Raw genomic sequence first — 19,318 nt, forward strand, 5'->3', positions numbered from 1 at the left:
GCCACGCTCGCGCCGCCCGGCGCGCCCCGCCCGCGGCGCTGTGCTCGCGGGCGAAGCGGTTGGGAGGGCCGCAGTTCTGCGGATCGCAGGTAGATCGATGGAGTGCAGAATCCCGGATATTGCTGCGATTTTCGCTTATCCGGCGACATCATCCCGGATGTTGCAGGTGCGTTTCACATACGCGGCAACATTATCCCGGATATTGCCAGGAAGGGGAGACACGCCCAGGGCCTCATGGACGGCATCCTGGGCATGGGACCATCTCATGAGATCGCTTGTTCACACCGATCCCGCACCTTGTCGCCGCGGCGCGCAGGTTCGGCACAGCCATCCCCCGGTTCGACTTGCGGCGCGTACACCTTGACCGCACACTCGGGCGGCGCATCTCCGATGCCTACATCGCCGCGTCCCACTGGGATGAGCGGGCACTTCCCGCATACAAGTCCTTCCGGCAGGAAGCCCTCCAGCAGTTCGACTTCCTCATACGCAGCGGGATAGCCGTCACGGTCGTCGACTACGATCCGTACGCTGACGACGCCCAGCTCGCACACGATCTGCTACAACGCCGTCTGCTCACATTCTCGACGCGTGCGTGCGCCACGGCGTGGGTATCGGGCAGCGGGGCAACCGTAGCCGATCGGGCAGTGCGATCGGTCGTACCCCCGTGTGAGCTGCGCGAACCCATGCAAGTTGCGCTGTCGGCGGGGCTGTGCGGAGCACCGCCTATAACCGCATCATCTGACGGTCCGACGACACAAGCAACCTCGCGGTCGGACCGCTGAAAGCTGAAGACCCGAAGCGTAAACGGCCCCTGCCCACAACGGGAGCCGGGCAGGGCCGGGCTGGGTAACGGATATCAGTCGCCTTGCTTTTTGCACGGCCGAGCTGCGGGCGTTGCAGTAGGCGCGGGAGACCGAACCGGTACCCACCCAAGGCCCGTAGATGTAATAGTTTTGCCGGCCGGCGCGGGCACACGTCACGCGGACCCGGTGGCTGCCGCTGCCGTAGGCACAGTAAGACTGACCATAGGAACCGACGAAGGTGTAGGTCGAGCAGTCCTGCGGGTATGCCTGCGCCGGGGTGGCGATCAGGGCGCTGGATCCGGCCGGCATGGCGGCCGAGGTGACGGCGACGACCGTGCCCTTCGGATGGCATTCATAGACGTCCCTTTCGTGCGGAGTTCACTGCTTGCTCCCGGGACGCTATGGGCGCAGCATGGGGACGATCTATACAGAAAGCGTTGAATCGATGAATGTGAGGCGAAGCCCGTCTCGGGTCCGCATCATGCGATGAACGCGTGCACGGCGCGGGTCGATTTCCGGAAACCCGGTGGGCCGTGTTCGGCCGGGTCTATGCTCGAACTGCGCGAGTGTATCGAGGATTCCCATGATCGGTACCCTGTACAAGATTGAGCGGCGGCCGGTCGACGACGGCGTGGTGCGCCTGGTGTTGTCGGGCGAGTTCGACCTGGCGGCCGACAAAGACCTGGGCGAGCAGCTGCTGGCCGTCCTCGAACGCGATCACCCGGCCGAGGTCTGCGTCGATCTCGACAACGTGACGTTCATCGACTCGACGGCGGTTCATGCGCTGTGCCGCGGCTACCAGGCGGCAAGCAGCACCGGCACGCGGTGGTACGTGCTCAACGCGCACGGTCTGGTGCGCGATGTGCTGCGGGTCACCGGGGTGTGGGAGACGCTGAGTCGGCAGGGCAACGCCGCTAACGCGTGAAGCGTTCCCGCCGCACCACGGGCCGCTTGCCCTTGATGGTGCTGCGCCGCAGCGCCGTGACCACCTCGTCGGCGGCCTGCTCGGGCACCTCGACCAGGGAGAACCGGTCGGCGATCTCGATCGCGCCGATGTCCCGGCCGCTGAGCCGCGACTCACCGGTGATCGCGCCGACCAGGTCCTGCGGGCGCACGCCCGCTCCTCGCCCGAGACCGAAGTACAGGCGCACCACCTTGCCGTCGCCTTCCGGTATGTCGCGCCGCCGACGGCCCGCATCCCCGCGAGCGCGGCGCGGCTCCTGCTCCACGGACGGGATGTCCTCGTCGTCGATCTCGCCGCCGCCGGCCTCCTGCGCGAGCTTCACCGCCGCGAGCGCCACGTCGAACACGTCGAACTCGTCGGCCAGCGACTCGACGACCACGCGGAACCCGTCCAGATCATCGCTCAGCAGTGTCTCGCGCAGGGACGCCCGCACGAGTTCGAGCCGCCGCGCCCGCAGGTCCGCCACCGTGGGCAGGGACTGCGGCGCGATCTTCTGCTTGGTCACCCGCTCGATCGACTTGAGCAGCCGGTGCTCGCGCGGCTCGACCAACGTTATGGCCACACCCTCCCGCCCGGCGCGGCCGACCCGGCCGATGCGGTGCACATACGCCTCCGGTGCCGCCGGGACGTTGTAGTTGATGACGTGCGTGAGCTGTTCGATGTCCAGCCCGCGCGCCGCGACGTCGGTCGCGATCAGCAGATCAGCCGTGCCCGCGCGGAGCCGGCCCATCACGCGGTCGCGCTGCTCCTGGCTCATCCCGCCGTGCAGGGGCTCGGCCCGATACCCCCGCCCGTTCAGCGTCTCGGTCAGCTGGTCGACCTCCTCGCGCGTCCGGCAGAACACGATCGCGGCGGCCGGCGCCTCGACGTCGAGCACCCGGCCCAGGGCGGCGGGCTTGTGCGCCCGCGCGACCACGTAGGCGCTCTGCCGTACCCGCGGTGCCTCACCGGGCTTGGCTTCCTCACGGCCCAGCTGCACGCGCACCGGCTCGCGCAGGTGCCGCCGGGCGATGCCCTCGATGCGGGCGGGCAGGGTCGCCGAGAACAGCAGGGTCTGCCGCTCCTGCGGGGTCTCGGCCAGGATCGCCTCGATATCCTCGGCGAACCCCATGTCGAGCATCTCGTCCGCCTCGTCGAGCACGACCGTGCGCGTGCCGGTCAGGTCGAGCGTGCCCCGGCTGAGGTGGTCCAGGGCCCGGCCGGGCGTGGCCACGACGACGTCGACGCCGCGCTGCAACGCCGCCAGCTGACGCCCGATCGGCTGCCCACCGTAGATCGGAAGCACGCGCACGCCCAGCTCACGGCCGTAGCGGTGGAACGCCTGCGACACCTGGACCGCCAGCTCCCGCGTCGGCACGAGGACCAGCGACGATGGCGCCGTGCCGCGGTCGTCCTCCGGCATCGCCTGCAGCAGCGGCAGGGCGAAGGCCGCGGTCTTGCCCGTGCCCGTGGCCGCCTGGCCGAGCAGGTCGTGGCCGTCCAGCAGCGGCGGGATCGCGGCCAGCTGGATCGGCGTGGGTTCCTCGTAGCCCAGCTCGGCCAGCGCCCGCAGCAGGGCGGGGCGAAGCCCGAGTTCGGCGAAGCTCGCACCATCGTCTGCCATAGCAATATCTTGTACCCACCACCCGCGCGCCTTATAGCGGGGCCTGTTTCAGCGCGGCACGGGTGGGTACGCGGTCGCTGTGGTGGACACGGTGACTACTCCCGTAGTGGTTGGCGTGGACGGGTCCGAGCCATCGCGGCGCGCGATGGAGTGGGCCGCCCAGGCCGCGATGACCCGCGATCTGCCGCTGGCCCTGCTCTACGCGACCAGGTTCACCGGTCCGCTGGTCGACGACGGCTACCCGATCGGCGAGGTCGAGGCCGCCGGGCACGAAATACTCAACGCGGCCAAGGCGCAGGTCGCCGACCGCTTCCCCGATTTGGTGTGCACGACGGAATTCGCGCACGAGGATCCCGCGGCCGCGTTGGTTGACGCGTCGGCCCAGGCGGCGCTTGTCGTAGTCGGCAACCGTGGGCACGGCGGCTTCCACGATCTGCTGCTCGGGTCGACCAGCCTGCACACGGCGATGCACGCGTACGGCCCGGTCGCGGTCGTGCGGCCGACCGTGGCCCGTGACGGCGGCGCGGCCGGGCGGATCGTGGTCGGCGTGGACGGCTCGGAACACGGCCGGGTCGCGCTGCAACTGGCGTTCGCCGAGGCACAACTGACCGGACGGCCCATCACGGCGGCTTATGCCTATGTCGGGACGCTGACCGGATACCGCTCGCCATTTATGCCACATGTCCCCGACCCGGAGACGGAGCGGCAGCGGGCGGCCGACTTCCTGGCCGGTGAGTTGCGATTCTGGCGGGCGCAGCATCCCAGCGTCGGCGTCGACGAGGTCGTCACGCCCGGTTCGGCTTCGGCGGTGCTCGTGCGCTTGTCGCGGGGCGCCCATCTGGCGGTGGTCGGCAGCCGCGGCCGGGGCGGTTTCGCCGGATTGATGTTCGGGTCCACGGGGCATGCACTCATCCACCACGCGGGCTGCCCGGTCCTCGTCGCGCACCATCCCAAGTGATAGCGGCTGCTGTGGCCGGCCGAGCAGGCGCGCGCGATCGCGACCCGGCCGGCCACCGACTGCACCTCGGCGAGCACATGCGAGGACATGAACACGGTCTGCACGGCATCGCGCGCATCGCGGACCATGGCCTGAAACTCCTGCTGCATCAACGCATCCAGCCGCTGGTCGGCTCGTCCAGGATCAGCAGCGCGGGCTGGTGCATGAACGCCTGCCGAACCTCGGCAAGCATGCGGGTCAGGCTGACAGCAATAGCGGCATCGTCAGCACATACACGGCCAGCAGCACCGCTCCCTCGACCCGGGTGAGCGCAAGACCACGGCGCAGCAGGGCCCACGCCAGCCCACCGGTCAGGATCATCGTCAGCACGAGCGCGACGCCGACGGTGCCGTTGCTGCCCGAGGGCGCGGCAAAGGCGACGATCGCACCCCCGGCGAGGCTGTTGAACAGGTTGGAGCCGAACAGGTTGCCCACCACGAGGTCGGACTCCTTGCGGCGCATCGCCTGCACGGTCGTGACGAGCTCGGGCAGCGAGGTGCCCAGCGCGACCAGGGTGAAGCCGATGATCAGCTGTGGCACGCCCAGATCCGCGGCGATCGCGGAAGCGTTGGCGACCAACAGCTGCGCGCCCGCGAGCACACCGGCCAGCCCGAGCACGGCCCGGAATGGCTCAATCCAAGCCCGTCCGGCCGTCACCGACGCGGCTTCCACGGGCGCAGCCCCCGCCGGCGCAGCCGAAACCGGGGCGGGCTCCTCGCCCGTGTATTCGACAACCTCCTCGGCCAGCTCGGTGTTGCGGCCGTCGGCGGCCCAGCGCAGCAGGAGCCAGATCGCCGCCACCGCGCCCACGGCGAGCACGATCCCCGCCCACAGGCTCAGGCCCACGAAAGCCAGCAACCCAAACACCACCACCGCCACGACAGCCAGCGGCACCTCGCGGCGGATCACCGTCGACGCGACCGCGAGCCGGGCGATCAGCGCCGCCACGCCAAGGATCAGCGTCAGGTTGAGGATGTTGGATCCCGTGATGTTGCCGAGCGCGATGCCGGTGTCGCCCCGCGCCGCCGCGACACCGGAGACCAGAAACTCGGGCGCCGACGTGCCCAGCCCGATGACCACGACGCCCACGACCACGGGGCTGATCCGCAGCCGGGTCGCGATCCGGGACGAGCCGAGCACCAGGTGGTCGGCGGCGAAGGTCAACAGCACGAGGCCGGCGAGGGCAAGCAGAATCTGAACGGCCATGAGGGGTGCTCCGGGGTCGCAGGGACAGCTTTGCCGACCAGGCTTCCCGGCACACCAGCGCACAAGATACCGCACCCGCGCTCGCCAAGAACATCGTCGAACGGTCAGCCGGTGTGATCGGCCCTCTGCCACCAGCCGATGGTGGCCGTCACCGCCACGAATGCCATGGCACCGACCGCCGCATAGCCGACGGGCGAGGGGCCGTCGGCGCCGGTCAGACCGGCGTGCATGGCGGGCACCGAGAACGGGAACCAAGCCCCGTATCCGAGCGCCGCCACGATCTGCGCGGTGAACACCACGGCGAACAGCACCGCGACGCCGGGCAGGTAGCCGCGCCCCACCGACGCTGCCAGCCCGAACAGCGTGGTGATGGCGATGGTCAGCACGGCGGTGACGAAGATCCGCCCCACCCCGGCCGCCGCCACGGGCACGGTCAGCGGCCCGGGAATGCCCAGCAGCAGACCGATCCCCAACCCGGCCGCCGTGAGGTACACCGCGAGCAGCAGGCACCAGACCGTGGCGGCCGCGAACTTGGCCGCGACGATCGCGGCCCGGTGGGTCGGAAGCGCCAGGAGATCCTTGGCGGTGTGGTCGGCGAACTCACGCCCGAACATCCACACCACGGTGATACCGAAGATGATCACTCCGCCGACCGCCGTGATCTGCGCCAGCAGCCCGAAAAACGACGGCCAGCTGGGCTCCAGAGTGGACAGTTGCGCCTTGGCGCCCAGCAGCCCCAGATCGCCAGCCCGGCCGGGGTGCAGCGAGATGAACATGAACAGCCCGCCCGCCGCCGCGCCCACGGAGATCGCGAGCACGGTCATCCAGGGCACGCGCGAGCGGCGCAGCTTGAGCCATTCGGCCGACCACGCCGCCTTCACGCGCCGGCTCCACGAGCGGTGAGCCGCAGGAACAGCGTTTCGAGGTCTTCCTCCGCGACGGCCAGGTGCACCGGCGGGCACCCGGATTCCACGAGCAGGGTCGCCACCTCGTCCGGGTGCCACACCGCCCGCTCATCGGTCATGGACAACATACCATCCAAATTGGACAATGGCTGATAGCCACCTTGCCGCAGAATCCGTGCCGCCGTGTCCTGATCGTGGCAGCGGACGCGCAACGCGCGTGCGACGTGGTGTGGCAGGTCGGCGGCGGCGATCTCGGTCACCATCCGGCCGGCGTGGATGATGCCGATGCGCGTGGCCAGCTTGGCGACCTCCGCCAGGATGTGGCTGGACAGCAGGATCGTGGTCCCTTGCGCGGCCAGGGTTTTCAGCAGCTGCCGGATCTCGGTGACCCCGGCCGGGTCCAGCCCGTTGGCCGGCTCGTCGAGCACCAGCAACTCCGGGCGGCCGAGCAGGGCCTTGGCCAGAGCCAGCCGCTGCTGGTTGCCCAGCGAGAGCTCCCGTGCCCGCCGCGCCGCGTATGGCCGGAGGCCAAGCTGTTCAACGACATTGCCCACCGCCGCCGCGGGCAGGTGCTTGAGCCGGGCCATGAGGGTGAGGTTTTCGGTCACCGTGAGCTCCGGGTAGGCGGCCGGGGTTTCCACGAGGTACCCGACCCTGCCCCACAAACTTCGCGCGTCAGCGGTCACGGGCGTGCCGAACAGCCGCACCGACCCGGCCGTCGGTCTGATCATGCCGAGCAGCGTGCGTATCGTCGTGGTCTTCCCGGCGCCGTTGAGCCCGAGCAGGGCGTAGATCTCCCCGGCCGCCACGGTCAGGCTCGCTCCGTCGACGGCTTTGACCGCGCCGTAGTGCTTGACCAGACCGGCGACCTGGACCACCGCCACGGCCCCGCCTCCAGTCTCCTAAGCGAACGCGAAGTAGCGCAGCCACAGATACGGCACGCAGATCGCGATCGTGATCACGGTGACGACCAAGCCGTACTTGGTGAATTGCCAGAAGCTGATGCGCTTGCCCGCGCGCTCGGCCATCCCCAGGATCACCACGTTGGCGCTGGCGCCGATCGCGGTGGCGTTGCCGCCGAGGTCGGCGCCCAGGGCCAGCGACCACCACAGCACGCGGCCCTCGCCGCCGGGGAAGCCCGACACCAGTTCCCCGACGATCGGCGACATCGTTGCCACATAAGGGATGTTGTCGACGATGGCAGAAAAGAACGCCGACCCCCAGAGCAGGATCATGCTGGCCGCCCACAACCGCCCGCCGACGGCCTCGGTGGCCGCCTGCGAGATCTGGCCGATCACACCCGTGTTGACCAGCGCGCCCACCATGATGAACAGCCCGGCGAAGAACACCAGTGTGGGCCACTCCACATCCTTGGCCACCGCCTCGGCATCCAGTTTGGACAGTGCGAGCAGCAGCAGTCCACCCACCATCGCCACGACCGCCGGTTCCAAATGCAGCACAGTGTGCAGCACGAAGGCCGCGGTCACCAGCACCAGCACACCCATCGACACCGCCAGCAGGCGCGGGTCCCGGATGGCGTCGCGTTCGGACAGTTGCATGACCTTGGCGGCCCGGTCCGGCTGGTACACGAACGCCTTGCGGAACAGCCACCGGCACAGCCCGACGAACACGACCATCAGCACGACCACGATCGGCGCGAGATGAACCAGGAAGTCGTTGTAGGACAAGCCTGCCCGGGACGCGATGATGATGTTCGGCGGGTCCCCGACCAGCGTGGCGGTGCCCCCGATGTTGGACGCCATCGCCTCGGCGATGAGAAACGGGACCGCGGGCACGCCGAGCCGGTCGCACACCAGCAACGTCACCGGCGCGATCAGCAGCACGGTGGTCACGTTGTCCAGCGCGGCCGACGCCACCGCCGTGACGAGCACCAGGATGACCATCACCCGGAACGGGCGCGCCTTGGCCCGCTTGGCTGCCCAGATCGCGACGTATTCGAACCCGCCCGTCCGCTTGAGCACGGCGACGATCAGCATCATGCCCAGGAGCAGAAAGATGACGTTCCAGTCGATGCCGGCGTGCTCGTCGAAGAAGGCGTGCTTGCCGTCGGTCGCGCCGATCACGAGCATCAGCGCGGCCCCGCCGAGCGCGGCGGCCACCCGGTGCACCTTCTCGGTGGCGATCAGAATGTAGGCGACAGTGAAGACCGCGATCGCGGCCCAGGCGAGCAAGCTCACGCGCTCTCCCCCAGCACCCGGTCGAGCAGCGCGTGGATCGTCACGACCCCGGCCAGCGTGCCGTCTGCGGCCGTCACCGCCACCAGCGGGCTGCGGGTGCGCGCCATCATCGCGGCCATCTCCAGCGCGGTCGCGCGCCCCTCGACGACCGGAAGTTCCTTCGGCTTTTCCGGCAGGCACTCCTGCACCGTGCGGCCGTCGAGCTCGCGAATGAAAACGTCGGCCGCGGCCTCGTCGATCACCCGGGCCAGCGCCGGATCGTCCTGGCAGTATGGCGGCACGGCCAGGCGCAGCACCTGAGTGCCCGGGAGCACCAGCAGCGGCTTGCCGTCGTCGTCGACCACGATCAGGCCCGGGAGGTCGCCCCCGGCCAGGATCCGTGCGGCCTCGATCGCCGGGGTGGACATGGTGACCGTCGGATATTCCACGGTCAGATCTGACGCGCGCATAACGCACCGCCTCTACGGGAGCTGGACTCGGACATCACCTTTCCCGCCGACCAGGCTTCCCGGCACACCACGCACGACCCTATCAAACGAGCCGCACGGGGCGTGAGGCGACGTGAGGTAGCCTCACCAGCCATGACGAAGATCGGTTCAGCGTTCCTGCCCGTCACGGACCCGGACGCGGCGGCGGCGGCGGAGGGCTCGTGCGGGTGACGGCCGACGCCGGTACCGCAAGGAAATTGCCCTCGCCCTTGGCGGCCTCGGCTCAACCGTGCTCGCCGCAGCGGCGATCCGCCTCTCGCCGGGCACACTCGATCGAGGCCGACGTCCGACTCGCCGCAAGGGCGCTGGTCAGCGCCGTATTTCGGCTCGATGTCGGATCGGGCCCCTCCCCGGTCGTCTAGGGGGTGAAGGCACGCCTCGATCAAGGGAGAACACCGTGAAACCGGTCATGAACACGCTCGACATCATCGTCGCCGACGTCAGCGCGTCGATGGAGTTCTATCGGCTGCTGGGCCTGGACTTCCAGGTGGATCCGGCCTACCCGCAGCACGCCGGGTGCGACCTGCCCTCGGGCCTGCATCTGATGCTCGACGAGGAGAAGTTCACCGAGATGGCCCGCCCCGGCTGGACGCGGGCGGCCGGCAGCCCGCCGGTGTTCCTCGCGTTCCAGTTCGACACCCCGGCCGCCGTGGACGCGAAGTATGCGGAGCTCACCGCCGCCGGGTACAAAGGATCGCGGGAGCCGTGGGACGCGTTCTGGGGGCACCGCTACGCCACCGTGCTCGACCCGGACGGCAACGGCATCGACCTCTACTGCCCGCTGGGAGAGTGAGCGCGTTGAAGTATGTGCTGATGTTCGTCGACACCGAGCAGTACGCAGCCGACTTGGCGGCGATGGATGACGCCGAACGGGAGCGGGCCTACGCCCGGGTGCGGCAGTGGTTCGCCGACAACGCCGACAAAATCACGTCGCACGCTCACCTCATGCCCGCCCACACCGCGACGACCGTGCGGCTCGACGGCGGCGAGCCGGTGATCACCGACGGGCCGTTCGTGGAGAGCAAGGAGGTCGTGTCCGGGTTCGCCGAGATCGACGTGGCCGACCTGGACGCGGCGCTGCGGATGGTGAAGGCCTGGCCGGCGTGCCCGGTGGTCGAGATCCGCCCGACCACGGGATGAACCCGCAAGCAGCAGTGGAGGTGGAGCTGGCCCGGGTGGTGCGTGAGCACGCGGGCCGGCTCGCCGCCTCCCTCGTCTCGCTCATCGGCGACTTCACCACCGCCGAGGATCTGGTGCAGGACGCCGTCGAGGCGGCGCTGGAGCACTGGCCGCGCGAGGGCATACCGTCCAATCCGGACGGCTGGCTCTACACCGTGGCGCGGCGGCGTGGCCTGGATGTGTTGCGCCGCAATGCCCGCTATCGCGAGAAGCTCGCCCTCGCCGCGTGGCCGCCGCAGTCACCGCAGGACGACCGGCTGCGGCTGATTTTCACCTGCTGCCACCCGGCGCTGCCCCGCACCGCGCAGATCGCGTTGACGTTGCGGGTGGTGTGCGGGCTGACGACGGCGCAGATCGCCAAGGCGTTCCTGATCCCGGAAAGCACTGTGGCGCAGCGCATCACGCGCGCGAAGCGGAAGATCGCCGATGCCGGAATCCCGTACCGCATCCCAGATGCCGACGAGCTCGGTCCGCGGCTGGCCAAGGTTTTGACGGTGGTTTATTTGCTTTTCAATGAGGGGTACCTGTCAAGCGGCGGCGAGCGGGCCGAGTCCCGCGATCTGGCCGAGGATGCCGACTTCCTCGCCACCATGCTCGGCACGCTGATGCCCACCGAGCCGGAAGTCCTTGGGCTGCTTGCCCTCATCCGCCTGCACCGGGCGCGGGCAGCCTCCCGCTTCACGCCGTCCGGCGAGATCATTCAACTGCCCGATCAGGACCGCACGCTGTGGGACCATGCGGCGATCGGCGACGCCACCGCGCTCATCGCCAAGGCCGCGGGCTTCAAACGCCCGGGGCCATATCAGCTGCAGGCCGCGATCCTCGCCGTGCACGCCGAGGCGCGCACGTTCGAGGAGACCGACTGGGAGCAGATCTTCCTGCTCTACACCATGCTCGACGGCATCGCGCCCTCACCGGTCGTGAAACTGCACCGGGCCATCGCCCTGCGCTATGTCTCCGGCGCACGGGAGGCGCTGTCCGAAGTGGACAAGCTCAGCGACGCGCTGCACGGCTACCACCTGTGGCACGCCACCCGGGCGGAACTCCTGCGCGACCTGGGCTCGTTTGACAAGGCGCGGGCCGCCGACCGCAGGGCGCTGCGGCTGACCGCCAACCCCGCCGAGCAATCGTTGCTACGCCAGCGCATCAACTGGGCTTGACCGCCTTCTTTGGCAGGGCATCAGCTTGGCTTGACGGCACAGATCCGCTCGATCGTGCCCGCCTTGAGCCTCGCCCGCTCGGTGACGCGCAGCCCGGCCGCCTCGACGAGTGCCAGTTGGCGGCGTGTGAAGTGCTCCCCGGCGTGGGGGATGGTGAGCCGCTCCAGCAGCCATTGCACCGCGTAGATGGGCGGCCAGGTGCTGCCGATGTGGTCCAGCAGCAGGAGCTTGCCGCCGGGCTTGAGCACACGCGCCATCTCGCGAACGGCCTTGGCGCTGTCCGGGATGGAGCACAGCGAGAGCGCACACACGACTGTGTCAAACGTGTTGTCCGCGAACCCAAGCTCCTCGGCATCACCTTCGATCAGCTTGGCCGCAACGCCGAGCTCGGCCGCTCGCCGGCGGGCGAGGTCGAGCATGGCCGGACTGATCTCGACTCCCGTGATCTGCACGCCTGCCGGGTAGTAGGACAGGTTGCGACCCGTGCCGATGGCGACCTCCAGCACGGCACCGGTGGCACGGGCACCTATCCACTCCCGCCCGCCGCCGAACCAGATGCGCTCGAAGAACGCGATCTGCTTGTCGTAGGTGGGAGCCAACCGGTCCCACACCTGGCGCTGCTTCGACTCCGTCATCGGGATCGCCCTTTCTTGGCTGAGGTGGCGGCGTGCGCACATACCGGCGCAGCGTCGGCTGAGGCCGTCCCGGCCTCGGCACTGCGGTAAGCCCTTGCGGACCAGCCGTCCGGTGCCGGGTGTCAGCTCGACGTGGTATTCGTCAGACGCGCACCGGTTGGGCCCGGTGTTGCGCACGTTGAAGTAGAGAACACACTGGCGTTGATGTGCCAGCGCACGCACCCCGATGCCAGGCGCTTTGACCTTGGCGCGGTGAGCAATCACGATGGTGGGTGTGGTGAGACCTGGGCGGGATGGCGCGCCGAGCATTCGGGACGTGGCGGCGGCGGCGGGAGTTTCATACCAGACCGTATCGCGGGTGCTCAACGACTCGCCCAAGGTCAGCCCGGAGACGCGCCGGCTGGTGCTGGACGCCATCGATCGGCTCGACTATCGCCCGAACCGGGCGGCGCGGGCGCTCGGGCTCGGGCGGGCCCATGCCGTCACCGTGCTGACCGCGAACACCATGCTGTATGGGTATGCGAGCACCCTGCAGGGGGTCGAGGAGGCCGCGCGCCTGCTCGGGCTGTCGGTCGGGGTGCGCGTGGTGGAGTCCGACCGCCCGGTCGACGTGCGCCAGGCCGTGGCATACGTCAGCGATCCGAGCGCGGGCAGCGTCGTCGTGATCGCGTTCGATTCGGCGGGCGCGCAGGTGTTTCGTGAGCTGCCGACAGACGTACCCGCTGTGGCGGCGACGGAGGCCGGTGGGCTTGCCGGCAGCGACCGCACCATGATCTTCCTCGATGAGCGCCAGGCGGCGGCCGACGCGACCAGGCATCTGCTCTCGCTCGGGCACCGCACTGTGCATCATGTCGCGATCCCTTCGGAGACCGGCAAGAGCGCACGCGAGACCGGTTGGCGCGAGGCGCTGGACGAAGCGGGGGCTCCCGTTCCAGCCGTGCGGCAGGCGGGCTGGGATCCGCTGTCGGCTTATCGTGGCGGGCAGCAGCTCGCCCGGGACCGTGCGGTGACGGCGGTCCTGTGCGGCAACGATGACACCGCACTCGCGGTGCGCCGGGCCCTGTACGAGGCTGGGCGGGATGTGCCCGGAGACGTAAGCCTCGTGGGCTTCGACGACGTGCCCGGCGCCGCCTATTGGACTCCGGCGCTGACGACCGTCCGCATGGACTTCAATGCCTTGGGCCGTGCTTGCCTAGCGGCCGTCATCGGCGGGACAGCGGTCCCATTAGCCGCACCCAGCTTGATTTTCCGCGAATCGACCGCCCCACCCCGCTCTTCCAGTTGATCACGAACTTACGTCCGTGCTCGACGTGTGTCGTGGCATTAGCTTCATGATCGATCTCCACTAGTTGCTCATGAACTTAGCGTGGCGACACGCCCGTCGAGCATGGATTTGTGTTCATGATCAACCGGAAGACGGGGCGGTGGGGTTGCGCGAGCGGGGGGTGAGCGTTAACACTCATACGCGTCTGTGTGACCGGTCACACCAAGATCGCGCAACCGGGCGGCGCGGGACTGAGGAGAAGACATGAGATCAAGAAAGGCTCTGTGCATCGTCGCGCTGACCAGCCTGGCGGTGGCCCTGCCGGCCGCGCCTGCCCATGCCGCGCAGCAGCTCGTGGTCGATCTGGCCAGCAACACCGGCCCGCTGCGCTACGGCGCGACCGGGTTCCTCTACGGCCTGGGCGACGAGGGCATCCCCAACGAGACCATGCTGGCCGCGCTCCGCCCCCAGGTCGCCGCGCAGAAGCCACCCGATGGGCTGCAACACCCCAACGGCGACGCGCTGCGGATCGCGCCCATGTTCAAGCGCGCGGGCGGCCGCGAGATCCAGATCTACATGCAGGACATCTACCCGAACTGGCCCTACGACAACCTCGGCATCAACGACTACCTGTCCAAGGTGGACACCATCACCCGCAAGGTGGTCGCCGACCCGCACCGGTCGATGGTGGTGTACGTGCCGTTCAACGAGCCGGATTTGATCTGGTATTCGGGCAATCTGAGCCGGTTCCTCACCGACTGGCGGACGGTGTACCAGAGGATCCGCTCGATCGATGCCGGCGCGCGCATCGCCGGGCCGAACTTCGCCAGCTACCGCTCGGGTGACCTGCGCACGTTCATGACCTACGCGCGGAACAACAACGTGCTGCCCGACGTCACGACCTGGCACGAGCTGGGCAACGACTTCTTCACCAGCTGGGACAACCACTACAACGACTATCGGGCCATCGAATCCAGTCTGGGTATCAGTCCGCGCCCGATAAACATCAACGAATACGCGCGCTCGTCGGGCGATCTGGGCGTGCCCGGCAATCTCGTGCAGTTCGTGGCCAAGTTCGAGCGGTCCAAGGTGGACGGCTGCCTCGCCTACTGGACCACCGCGGGCGGTCTCAACGACCTCGTCACGCGCAACAACCAGGCGACGGGCGCGTGGTGGCTGTACAAGTGGTACGGCGAGCTGACCGGCAACACGGTGGCCGTGACCCCGCCATCGGTCAGCCACCAGGGGCTCGCGGCCTACGACGCGGGCAAGAGGCAGGCGCGCGTCATCTTCGGCGGCAACAACCCGTCGTCGGGCACCTACGACACGGACGTTGTCGTTCGCGGAGTGTCCACATTGGGCAGCAGCGTACACGTGACCGTGTGGGGCGTTGACGCCACCGGCACGAACCCGTCCGGCGGGCCGTATGTGGTCCGGGAGGGCGACTTCACCGCGAGCGGTGGCCAGATAATCGTGCCGCTGACCGGACTGCGGGGCACGTCCGCGTACCACATGACAATCACGCCGAACACCGACCTCAGCACGGTCGGCGCGAGCTCGCGCTACCAGGCCGAATACGCGCGCATCGACGGCTCCGCACGGGTCACCTACGGCTCGAACACCGGCTACTCGGGCACATCCTTCGTGGAGGGCTACGGCGCGAGCACCAACGCGAGCACGAAGTTCGTCGTGACCGTGCCCAGCGACGGGTACTATAACATCGGCCTGCGCTACTCGGCCGGCCCCTACACGGGCGCGCCCGCGGGTCGGTCGATTCGCTTGCGGCTCAACGGCTCCGACCTGACCGATCTGTCCCTGCCCGGCACGGCCGACTGGAACACCTGGAACACGGTTACCACCAGGGTGTTTCTGCCCGCCGGGATCAGCCGGATCGAGGCCAATGCGTTCGCGAGCGACGACCGGGACGCGATAAACATTGACTATCTCGACGTCAACGCGACCGCCGGCACGATTACGACGTACCAGGCGGAGTCAAGCGCAAACACGCTGTCCGGCGCCGCGCGGGTGTCCGGCGGGCACGTCGGATACATCGGCAACGGCTCGGCGAACTGGTTGCGCTTCAACAACGTCAACGTGCCTGCCGCAGGTCGCTACCGCATGGTGGTGTCCTACGCCAACGCGGAGGTGCAGGGCGACCATCAATACAACAACAATATCGTCGACCGCGGAGCCGACATCAGCGTCAACGGCGGCGCGGCGAAACGGGTCTACTTCCGCAACACGTTGGCCTGGACCACCTTCTACACCACCGTCATCGACGTGAACCTGGTGGCCGGCAACAACACCATTACGTTCAGCAATGCCACCGCGTATGCACCCGACATCGATCTGATCCGGATCGCCGCACCGATTGGTTCCTGAGCCTGTGTTGTCAAGTACCGTCTCCTTCGGACACTCGGCATTGTCTTTTGCGGTCGACGTGTCGGGTCCTGCCAGTGTGCGGCAGCTGTCCGATGTGGGCGGGATCCAGCCCGTGCCCGCGGTTCAGCCTCTCGTCGAGGTGCTGGCCGCGGGCACGGGCCGGGCGCGGGCCTCGCGTCGCTTCAGCGACACGGCGATCGGCCGGCGCATGCGCTACACCGGTCATGAGCAAAGCCGTGACGGTGTCTGGCATGTCTGGCAGATCGATCTGCGCGATGACGTGACCGGATTGTGTGCGCGGGTTTCGGTGAGGTCGGCCGACGGCGTGGGCGCTTGCCGGGTACACACTGAAATCAAAAACGACGGCCGGGAGCCGGTATTGTTGCTCGGCGTAAGCTCTTTCGCCGCCGGTTTCGCGGCTCCGGTCGCGGCTGTCGATCTGGTGCACGGCGCCAGCGAATGGCTCGGCGAGGGCAGATGGACGCGCCATCCGCTGCGCGACAACGCCGTCGACCTAAACCTGCGATCGCACGGGCAGGACGGCCGCGGCTGCTTCGCCGTTGTCAGCACGGGAGCCTGGTCCACCGGAACGCATCTGCCCACCGGCGCGCTGATCGACCGGGACAGCGGGCACGCGTGGCTATGGCAGATCGAGCATCACGGGCCGTGGCGCTGGGAGACCGGTGAACGGCAAGACGGCGCGTATGTAGCGCTCCTCGGCCCGAACGACACCGACCACCAGTGGAGCCGATTGCTGCGGCCCGGTGAGTCTTTCAGCACAGTGCCAATCTCCATTGCGGTGTCCCATCAGGACCTCGAAGGCGCCGCCGCCGCGATGACGCGGCACAGGCGTGCGTTGGTGCGGCCTCACCCCGACCGCGGCACACTTCCGGTGGTATTCAACGACTACATGAACACGCTGATGGGCGACCCGACCACGGCCAAGCTGCTCCCGCTGATCGACGCCGCCGCCGATGCCGGTGCGGAGGTGTTCTGCATCGACGCGGGCTGGTACGACAATGGGGACACGTGGTGGGACAGCGTCGGCGAGTGGCAGCCGTCGCAGACGCGCTTCCCGCGTGGGATCGAAGAGGTGCTCGCCCGCATCCGCGAACACGGCATGGTGCCGGGCCTGTGGCTCGAACCCGAGGTGATCGGCGTGCGCGGCCCGATGGCCGACAAGTTGCCCGCAGAAGCGTTCTTGCAGCGCAACGGAATCCGTCTCATCGAGCATGACCGTTACCATTTGGATCTGCGCCATCCCGCCGCAGTGTCGCATTTGGACGAGGTCGTCGACCGATTGGTGGAGCAGCTCGGGGTCGGATATTTGAAGCTGGACTACAACATCGATCCGGGCGCTGGGACCGATCTCGACGCCGACAGTGTCGGGGCGGGCCTGCTCGGGCATCATCGGGCACACTTGGCGTGGCTCGACCGGGTGCTCGACCGGCACCCGGATCTGGTGCTGGAAAACTGCGCGTCCGGCGCGATGCGCATGGATTACGCGTTGCTGTCGCGCCTGCAATTGCAGTCGACCAGCGACCAGCAGGACTTCACACGGTACCCGCCGATCGCGGTGGCCGCGCCGCTGTCCGTGCTGCCTGAGCAGTCGGCGAGCTGGGCATATCCGCAGCCCGACATGACCGATGAGCAGATCGCCTTCACGCTGTGCACGTCGATGCTCGGACGCCTGTATCTATCGGGCCGCCTGGATGCGATGGCTCCCGGGCAGCTTGAGTCCGTGCGCGCCGCCGTGCGCGTCCACAAGTCCATTCGCACGGACCTCGCGGCCGCGACACCCGCATGGCCGCTTGGCCTTCCACAATGGACCGACCCCTGGCTCAGCCTCGCCATGCGCCTCGGTGGCACCACATATCTGGCGGTCTGGCGGCGCGACGGCGCCACGCCATCGACCGCACTGTCCTTGCCGCACCTGCGCGGCACTGACGTGACCATCGACGTGCTCTATCCGAGCCACCTTCCGGCATGGAGCTGCGACTGGGCCGCGAGCGAGGGACTACTCCACGTCGCGGCTGAGCCCTTGTCGGCACGCCTGTTCCGCATCACACCAAAGGACTAGAACATGAAGAAACTAGCCAGCATCGCGGCGACCCTGTTCCTGTTAGGACTCGCCGCGTGCAGCGATCCCGCGGCCGAGACCTCCTCCACCGGCCCGGTTGCCTGGGCCGAGCCGACGTCCAAACTGGATGGTGTCAAACTCACCATCTGGGCGGCGCAGAACAGCAACACCGTGCCGCGCAAGGTGGTCGAGCAGTTCCAGCAGGCCACCGGCGCCAAGGTCGAGGTCATCACCATTCCCGACCCATACGAGCAGAGCATCCAAACCAAGGTTGCCACGGGCGACAAGCCGGATCTGGCGTTCTGGCAACCCACCGCGTCGATGCTCACCGCGCTCAACGCGAAAGCCAACCTGCAGCCGCTGGACGACGCGCCCTGGTTGTCCAAAATGGACCCGAAGCTGCGCGACGTGACGGGAATTCTCAACGGGACACGCTATGCCGCACTCGTCACCAGCCCGGCCGTCATCGGCGTCTACTACAACAAGGAAGTCTTCGCCGCCAACAAAATCACGGCCACGCCTGCGAACTTCGACGAGATGGTGACGATGGCCCGGACGCTGAAGGCCAAGGGCGTCACCCCCTTCTACGAGATGGCCGCCGACCGGTGGGCAACCCAGTGGTGGGTGCAGGTGCAGCTGGCCGACGCCGCCAAGGACGGGTTCTGGGACCGGGTCAACGCCAACAAGGAGACCTTCAACAGCCCGATCGTGCTCAATGCCATCAAGCGGTACCAGTCGCTGATCGCGGAAGGCCTGTTCAACCCCGATATCAAAACCGCCAAGTTCGAAGACCAGGGCGACGCGCTGCTCGGCGGCAAGGCCGCGATGGTCATGCAGGTGAACTCGTACTTCGGGCAACTGCAGGCCAAGGCCGACACGGCGACGCTGGACAAGAGGGTCGGCTTCTTCCCGATCTCGCCGTCGGGCAACATCGGCACCAACATCCCCGACCAGTCCAACGCGCTCGTAGCCTTCAAGACCGGCGACGCCAAGCGCGAGGCTGCGGCACGGCAGCTGCTCACCTTCTGGCTCGGGCCCGGCTACCAGGCCTTCATCGCCGACCGCAACACCGTGTCGCTGCAAACGGGCGTGACCAACCCCGCGGGCGTGCCCAAGGCCCTGCTCGACGTGCACGCGGCCCTGGCCACGTCGGTCGGCTCGATGCAGTCGCTCGCGGTCGCCAACCCCGACCTGTACATCAACCTCGCCGATATGATCGCGGGCACGATGACGCCGGAACAGGTCGCCAAGGCCACCCAGGACCAGTTCGCCCAGCTGGCCAAGGCCGCAGGCACACCCGGTTTCTAGATTGACTGGCTTCGCGGCCGCATCAGGGACGCCTCACAGCGGCCCGCACTGATGCGGCTCCGCGACCGCTCCGGCGCCTCGCGGCGGCCCGGCAACCCACGGCGGCGGCCCAGGCGCGGCGCGAAGGACCCGGGGCGGCTCGGCGG

The 19,318-nt window shown here is 68.4% G+C and carries 16 protein-coding genes; 9 read left to right on the top strand and 7 right to left on the bottom strand.

Features of this window, described 5'->3' with window-relative positions; genetic code table 11:
- Window positions 1-1,386: 1,386 nt before the first annotated feature.
- The gene (locus DM816_RS28690; RefSeq protein ID WP_117213512.1) at window positions 1,387-1,728 is read left to right on the top strand and encodes an STAS domain-containing protein; all 342 of its coding nucleotides are present in this window, start codon (window positions 1,387-1,389) and stop codon (window positions 1,726-1,728) included.
- On the opposite strand, the gene DM816_RS28695 is transcribed toward DM816_RS28690, so the two are convergent.
- On the bottom strand, window positions 1,718-3,370 hold the full coding sequence (locus tag DM816_RS28695; protein ID WP_117213513.1) for a DEAD/DEAH box helicase: 1,653 nt from the start codon (window positions 3,368-3,370) through the stop codon (window positions 1,718-1,720). The genes DM816_RS28690 and DM816_RS28695 overlap by 11 nt on opposite strands.
- Window positions 3,371-3,461: 91 nt before the next feature.
- On the opposite strand from DM816_RS28695, the gene DM816_RS28700 reads away from it, so the two are divergent.
- Complete coding sequence (locus DM816_RS28700) at window positions 3,462-4,328, top strand: universal stress protein (protein ID WP_162907934.1); 867 nt, start codon at window positions 3,462-3,464, stop codon at window positions 4,326-4,328.
- Window positions 4,329-4,565: 237 nt separating this feature from the next.
- Here DM816_RS28700 and DM816_RS28710 read toward each other — a convergent pair whose 3' ends face one another.
- The 5 genes from DM816_RS28710 to DM816_RS28730 all read right to left on the bottom strand — a co-directional run bounded on the left by DM816_RS28710 (window position 4,566) and on the right by DM816_RS28730 (window position 9,125).
- A complete protein-coding gene (locus DM816_RS28710) occupies window positions 4,566-5,573 on the bottom strand; it encodes a calcium/sodium antiporter (RefSeq protein WP_117213515.1) in 1,008 nt (335 codons plus the stop codon).
- Between the two features lie 104 nt (window positions 5,574-5,677).
- The gene (locus DM816_RS28715; protein WP_117213516.1) at window positions 5,678-6,454 is read right to left on the bottom strand and encodes an ABC transporter permease; all 777 of its coding nucleotides are present in this window, start codon (window positions 6,452-6,454) and stop codon (window positions 5,678-5,680) included.
- The gene (locus DM816_RS28720) at window positions 6,451-7,362 is read right to left on the bottom strand and encodes an ABC transporter ATP-binding protein (RefSeq protein WP_211588897.1); all 912 of its coding nucleotides are present in this window, start codon (window positions 7,360-7,362) and stop codon (window positions 6,451-6,453) included. Before DM816_RS28720 ends, DM816_RS28715 begins: the two co-directional genes overlap by 4 nt.
- 18 nt (window positions 7,363-7,380) lie before the next feature.
- A complete protein-coding gene (locus tag DM816_RS28725) occupies window positions 7,381-8,676 on the bottom strand; it encodes an ArsB/NhaD family transporter (protein WP_117213517.1) in 1,296 nt (431 codons plus the stop codon).
- A complete protein-coding gene (locus DM816_RS28730; protein ID WP_117213518.1) occupies window positions 8,673-9,125 on the bottom strand; it encodes a CBS domain-containing protein in 453 nt (150 codons plus the stop codon). The genes DM816_RS28725 and DM816_RS28730 overlap by 4 nt, the downstream gene beginning before the upstream one ends.
- Window positions 9,126-9,561: 436 nt before the next feature.
- On the opposite strand from DM816_RS28730, the gene DM816_RS28735 reads away from it, so the two are divergent.
- The 3 genes from DM816_RS28735 to DM816_RS28745 are packed head-to-tail and all read left to right on the top strand — an operon-like array spanning window position 9,562 to window position 11,503.
- Window positions 9,562-9,957, top strand: a complete 396-nt coding sequence (locus tag DM816_RS28735; RefSeq protein WP_246002348.1) for a VOC family protein — start codon at window positions 9,562-9,564, stop codon at window positions 9,955-9,957.
- Window positions 9,954-10,304, top strand: a complete 351-nt coding sequence (locus DM816_RS28740; RefSeq protein WP_246002350.1) for a YciI family protein — start codon at window positions 9,954-9,956, stop codon at window positions 10,302-10,304. Before DM816_RS28735 ends, DM816_RS28740 begins: the two co-directional genes overlap by 4 nt.
- A complete protein-coding gene (locus DM816_RS28745) occupies window positions 10,268-11,503 on the top strand; it encodes an RNA polymerase sigma factor (RefSeq protein ID WP_246002352.1) in 1,236 nt (411 codons plus the stop codon). The genes DM816_RS28740 and DM816_RS28745 overlap by 37 nt, the downstream gene beginning before the upstream one ends.
- A 20-nt stretch (window positions 11,504-11,523) precedes the next feature.
- On the opposite strand, the gene DM816_RS28750 is transcribed toward DM816_RS28745, so the two are convergent.
- A complete protein-coding gene (locus DM816_RS28750) occupies window positions 11,524-12,138 on the bottom strand; it encodes a class I SAM-dependent methyltransferase (RefSeq protein ID WP_117213526.1) in 615 nt (204 codons plus the stop codon).
- Between the two features lie 277 nt (window positions 12,139-12,415).
- On the opposite strand from DM816_RS28750, the gene DM816_RS28755 reads away from it, so the two are divergent.
- The 4 genes from DM816_RS28755 (at window position 12,416) to DM816_RS28770 (ending at window position 19,172) form a co-directional block, all read left to right on the top strand.
- Window positions 12,416-13,423 (top strand): LacI family DNA-binding transcriptional regulator, encoded by a 1,008-nt coding sequence (locus DM816_RS28755; protein ID WP_246002354.1) that lies wholly within the window; start codon window positions 12,416-12,418, stop codon window positions 13,421-13,423.
- Between the two features lie 243 nt (window positions 13,424-13,666).
- Entirely contained in the window at window positions 13,667-15,784 is a 2,118-nt protein-coding gene (locus DM816_RS28760; RefSeq protein WP_117213522.1) for a carbohydrate-binding protein, read from the top strand.
- Window positions 15,785-15,824: 40 nt separating this feature from the next.
- Window positions 15,825-17,864 (top strand): glycoside hydrolase family 36 protein, encoded by a 2,040-nt coding sequence (locus DM816_RS28765; protein WP_246002360.1) that lies wholly within the window; start codon window positions 15,825-15,827, stop codon window positions 17,862-17,864.
- Window positions 17,865-17,867: 3 nt separating this feature from the next.
- Complete coding sequence (locus DM816_RS28770; RefSeq protein ID WP_117213523.1) at window positions 17,868-19,172, top strand: ABC transporter substrate-binding protein; 1,305 nt, start codon at window positions 17,868-17,870, stop codon at window positions 19,170-19,172.
- Window positions 19,173-19,318: the final 146 nt, after the last annotated feature.

This window comes from Allorhizocola rhizosphaerae (assembly GCF_003426775.1).
In the GTDB taxonomy this organism is placed as follows: Bacteria; Actinomycetota; Actinomycetes; order Mycobacteriales; family Micromonosporaceae; genus Allorhizocola; species Allorhizocola rhizosphaerae.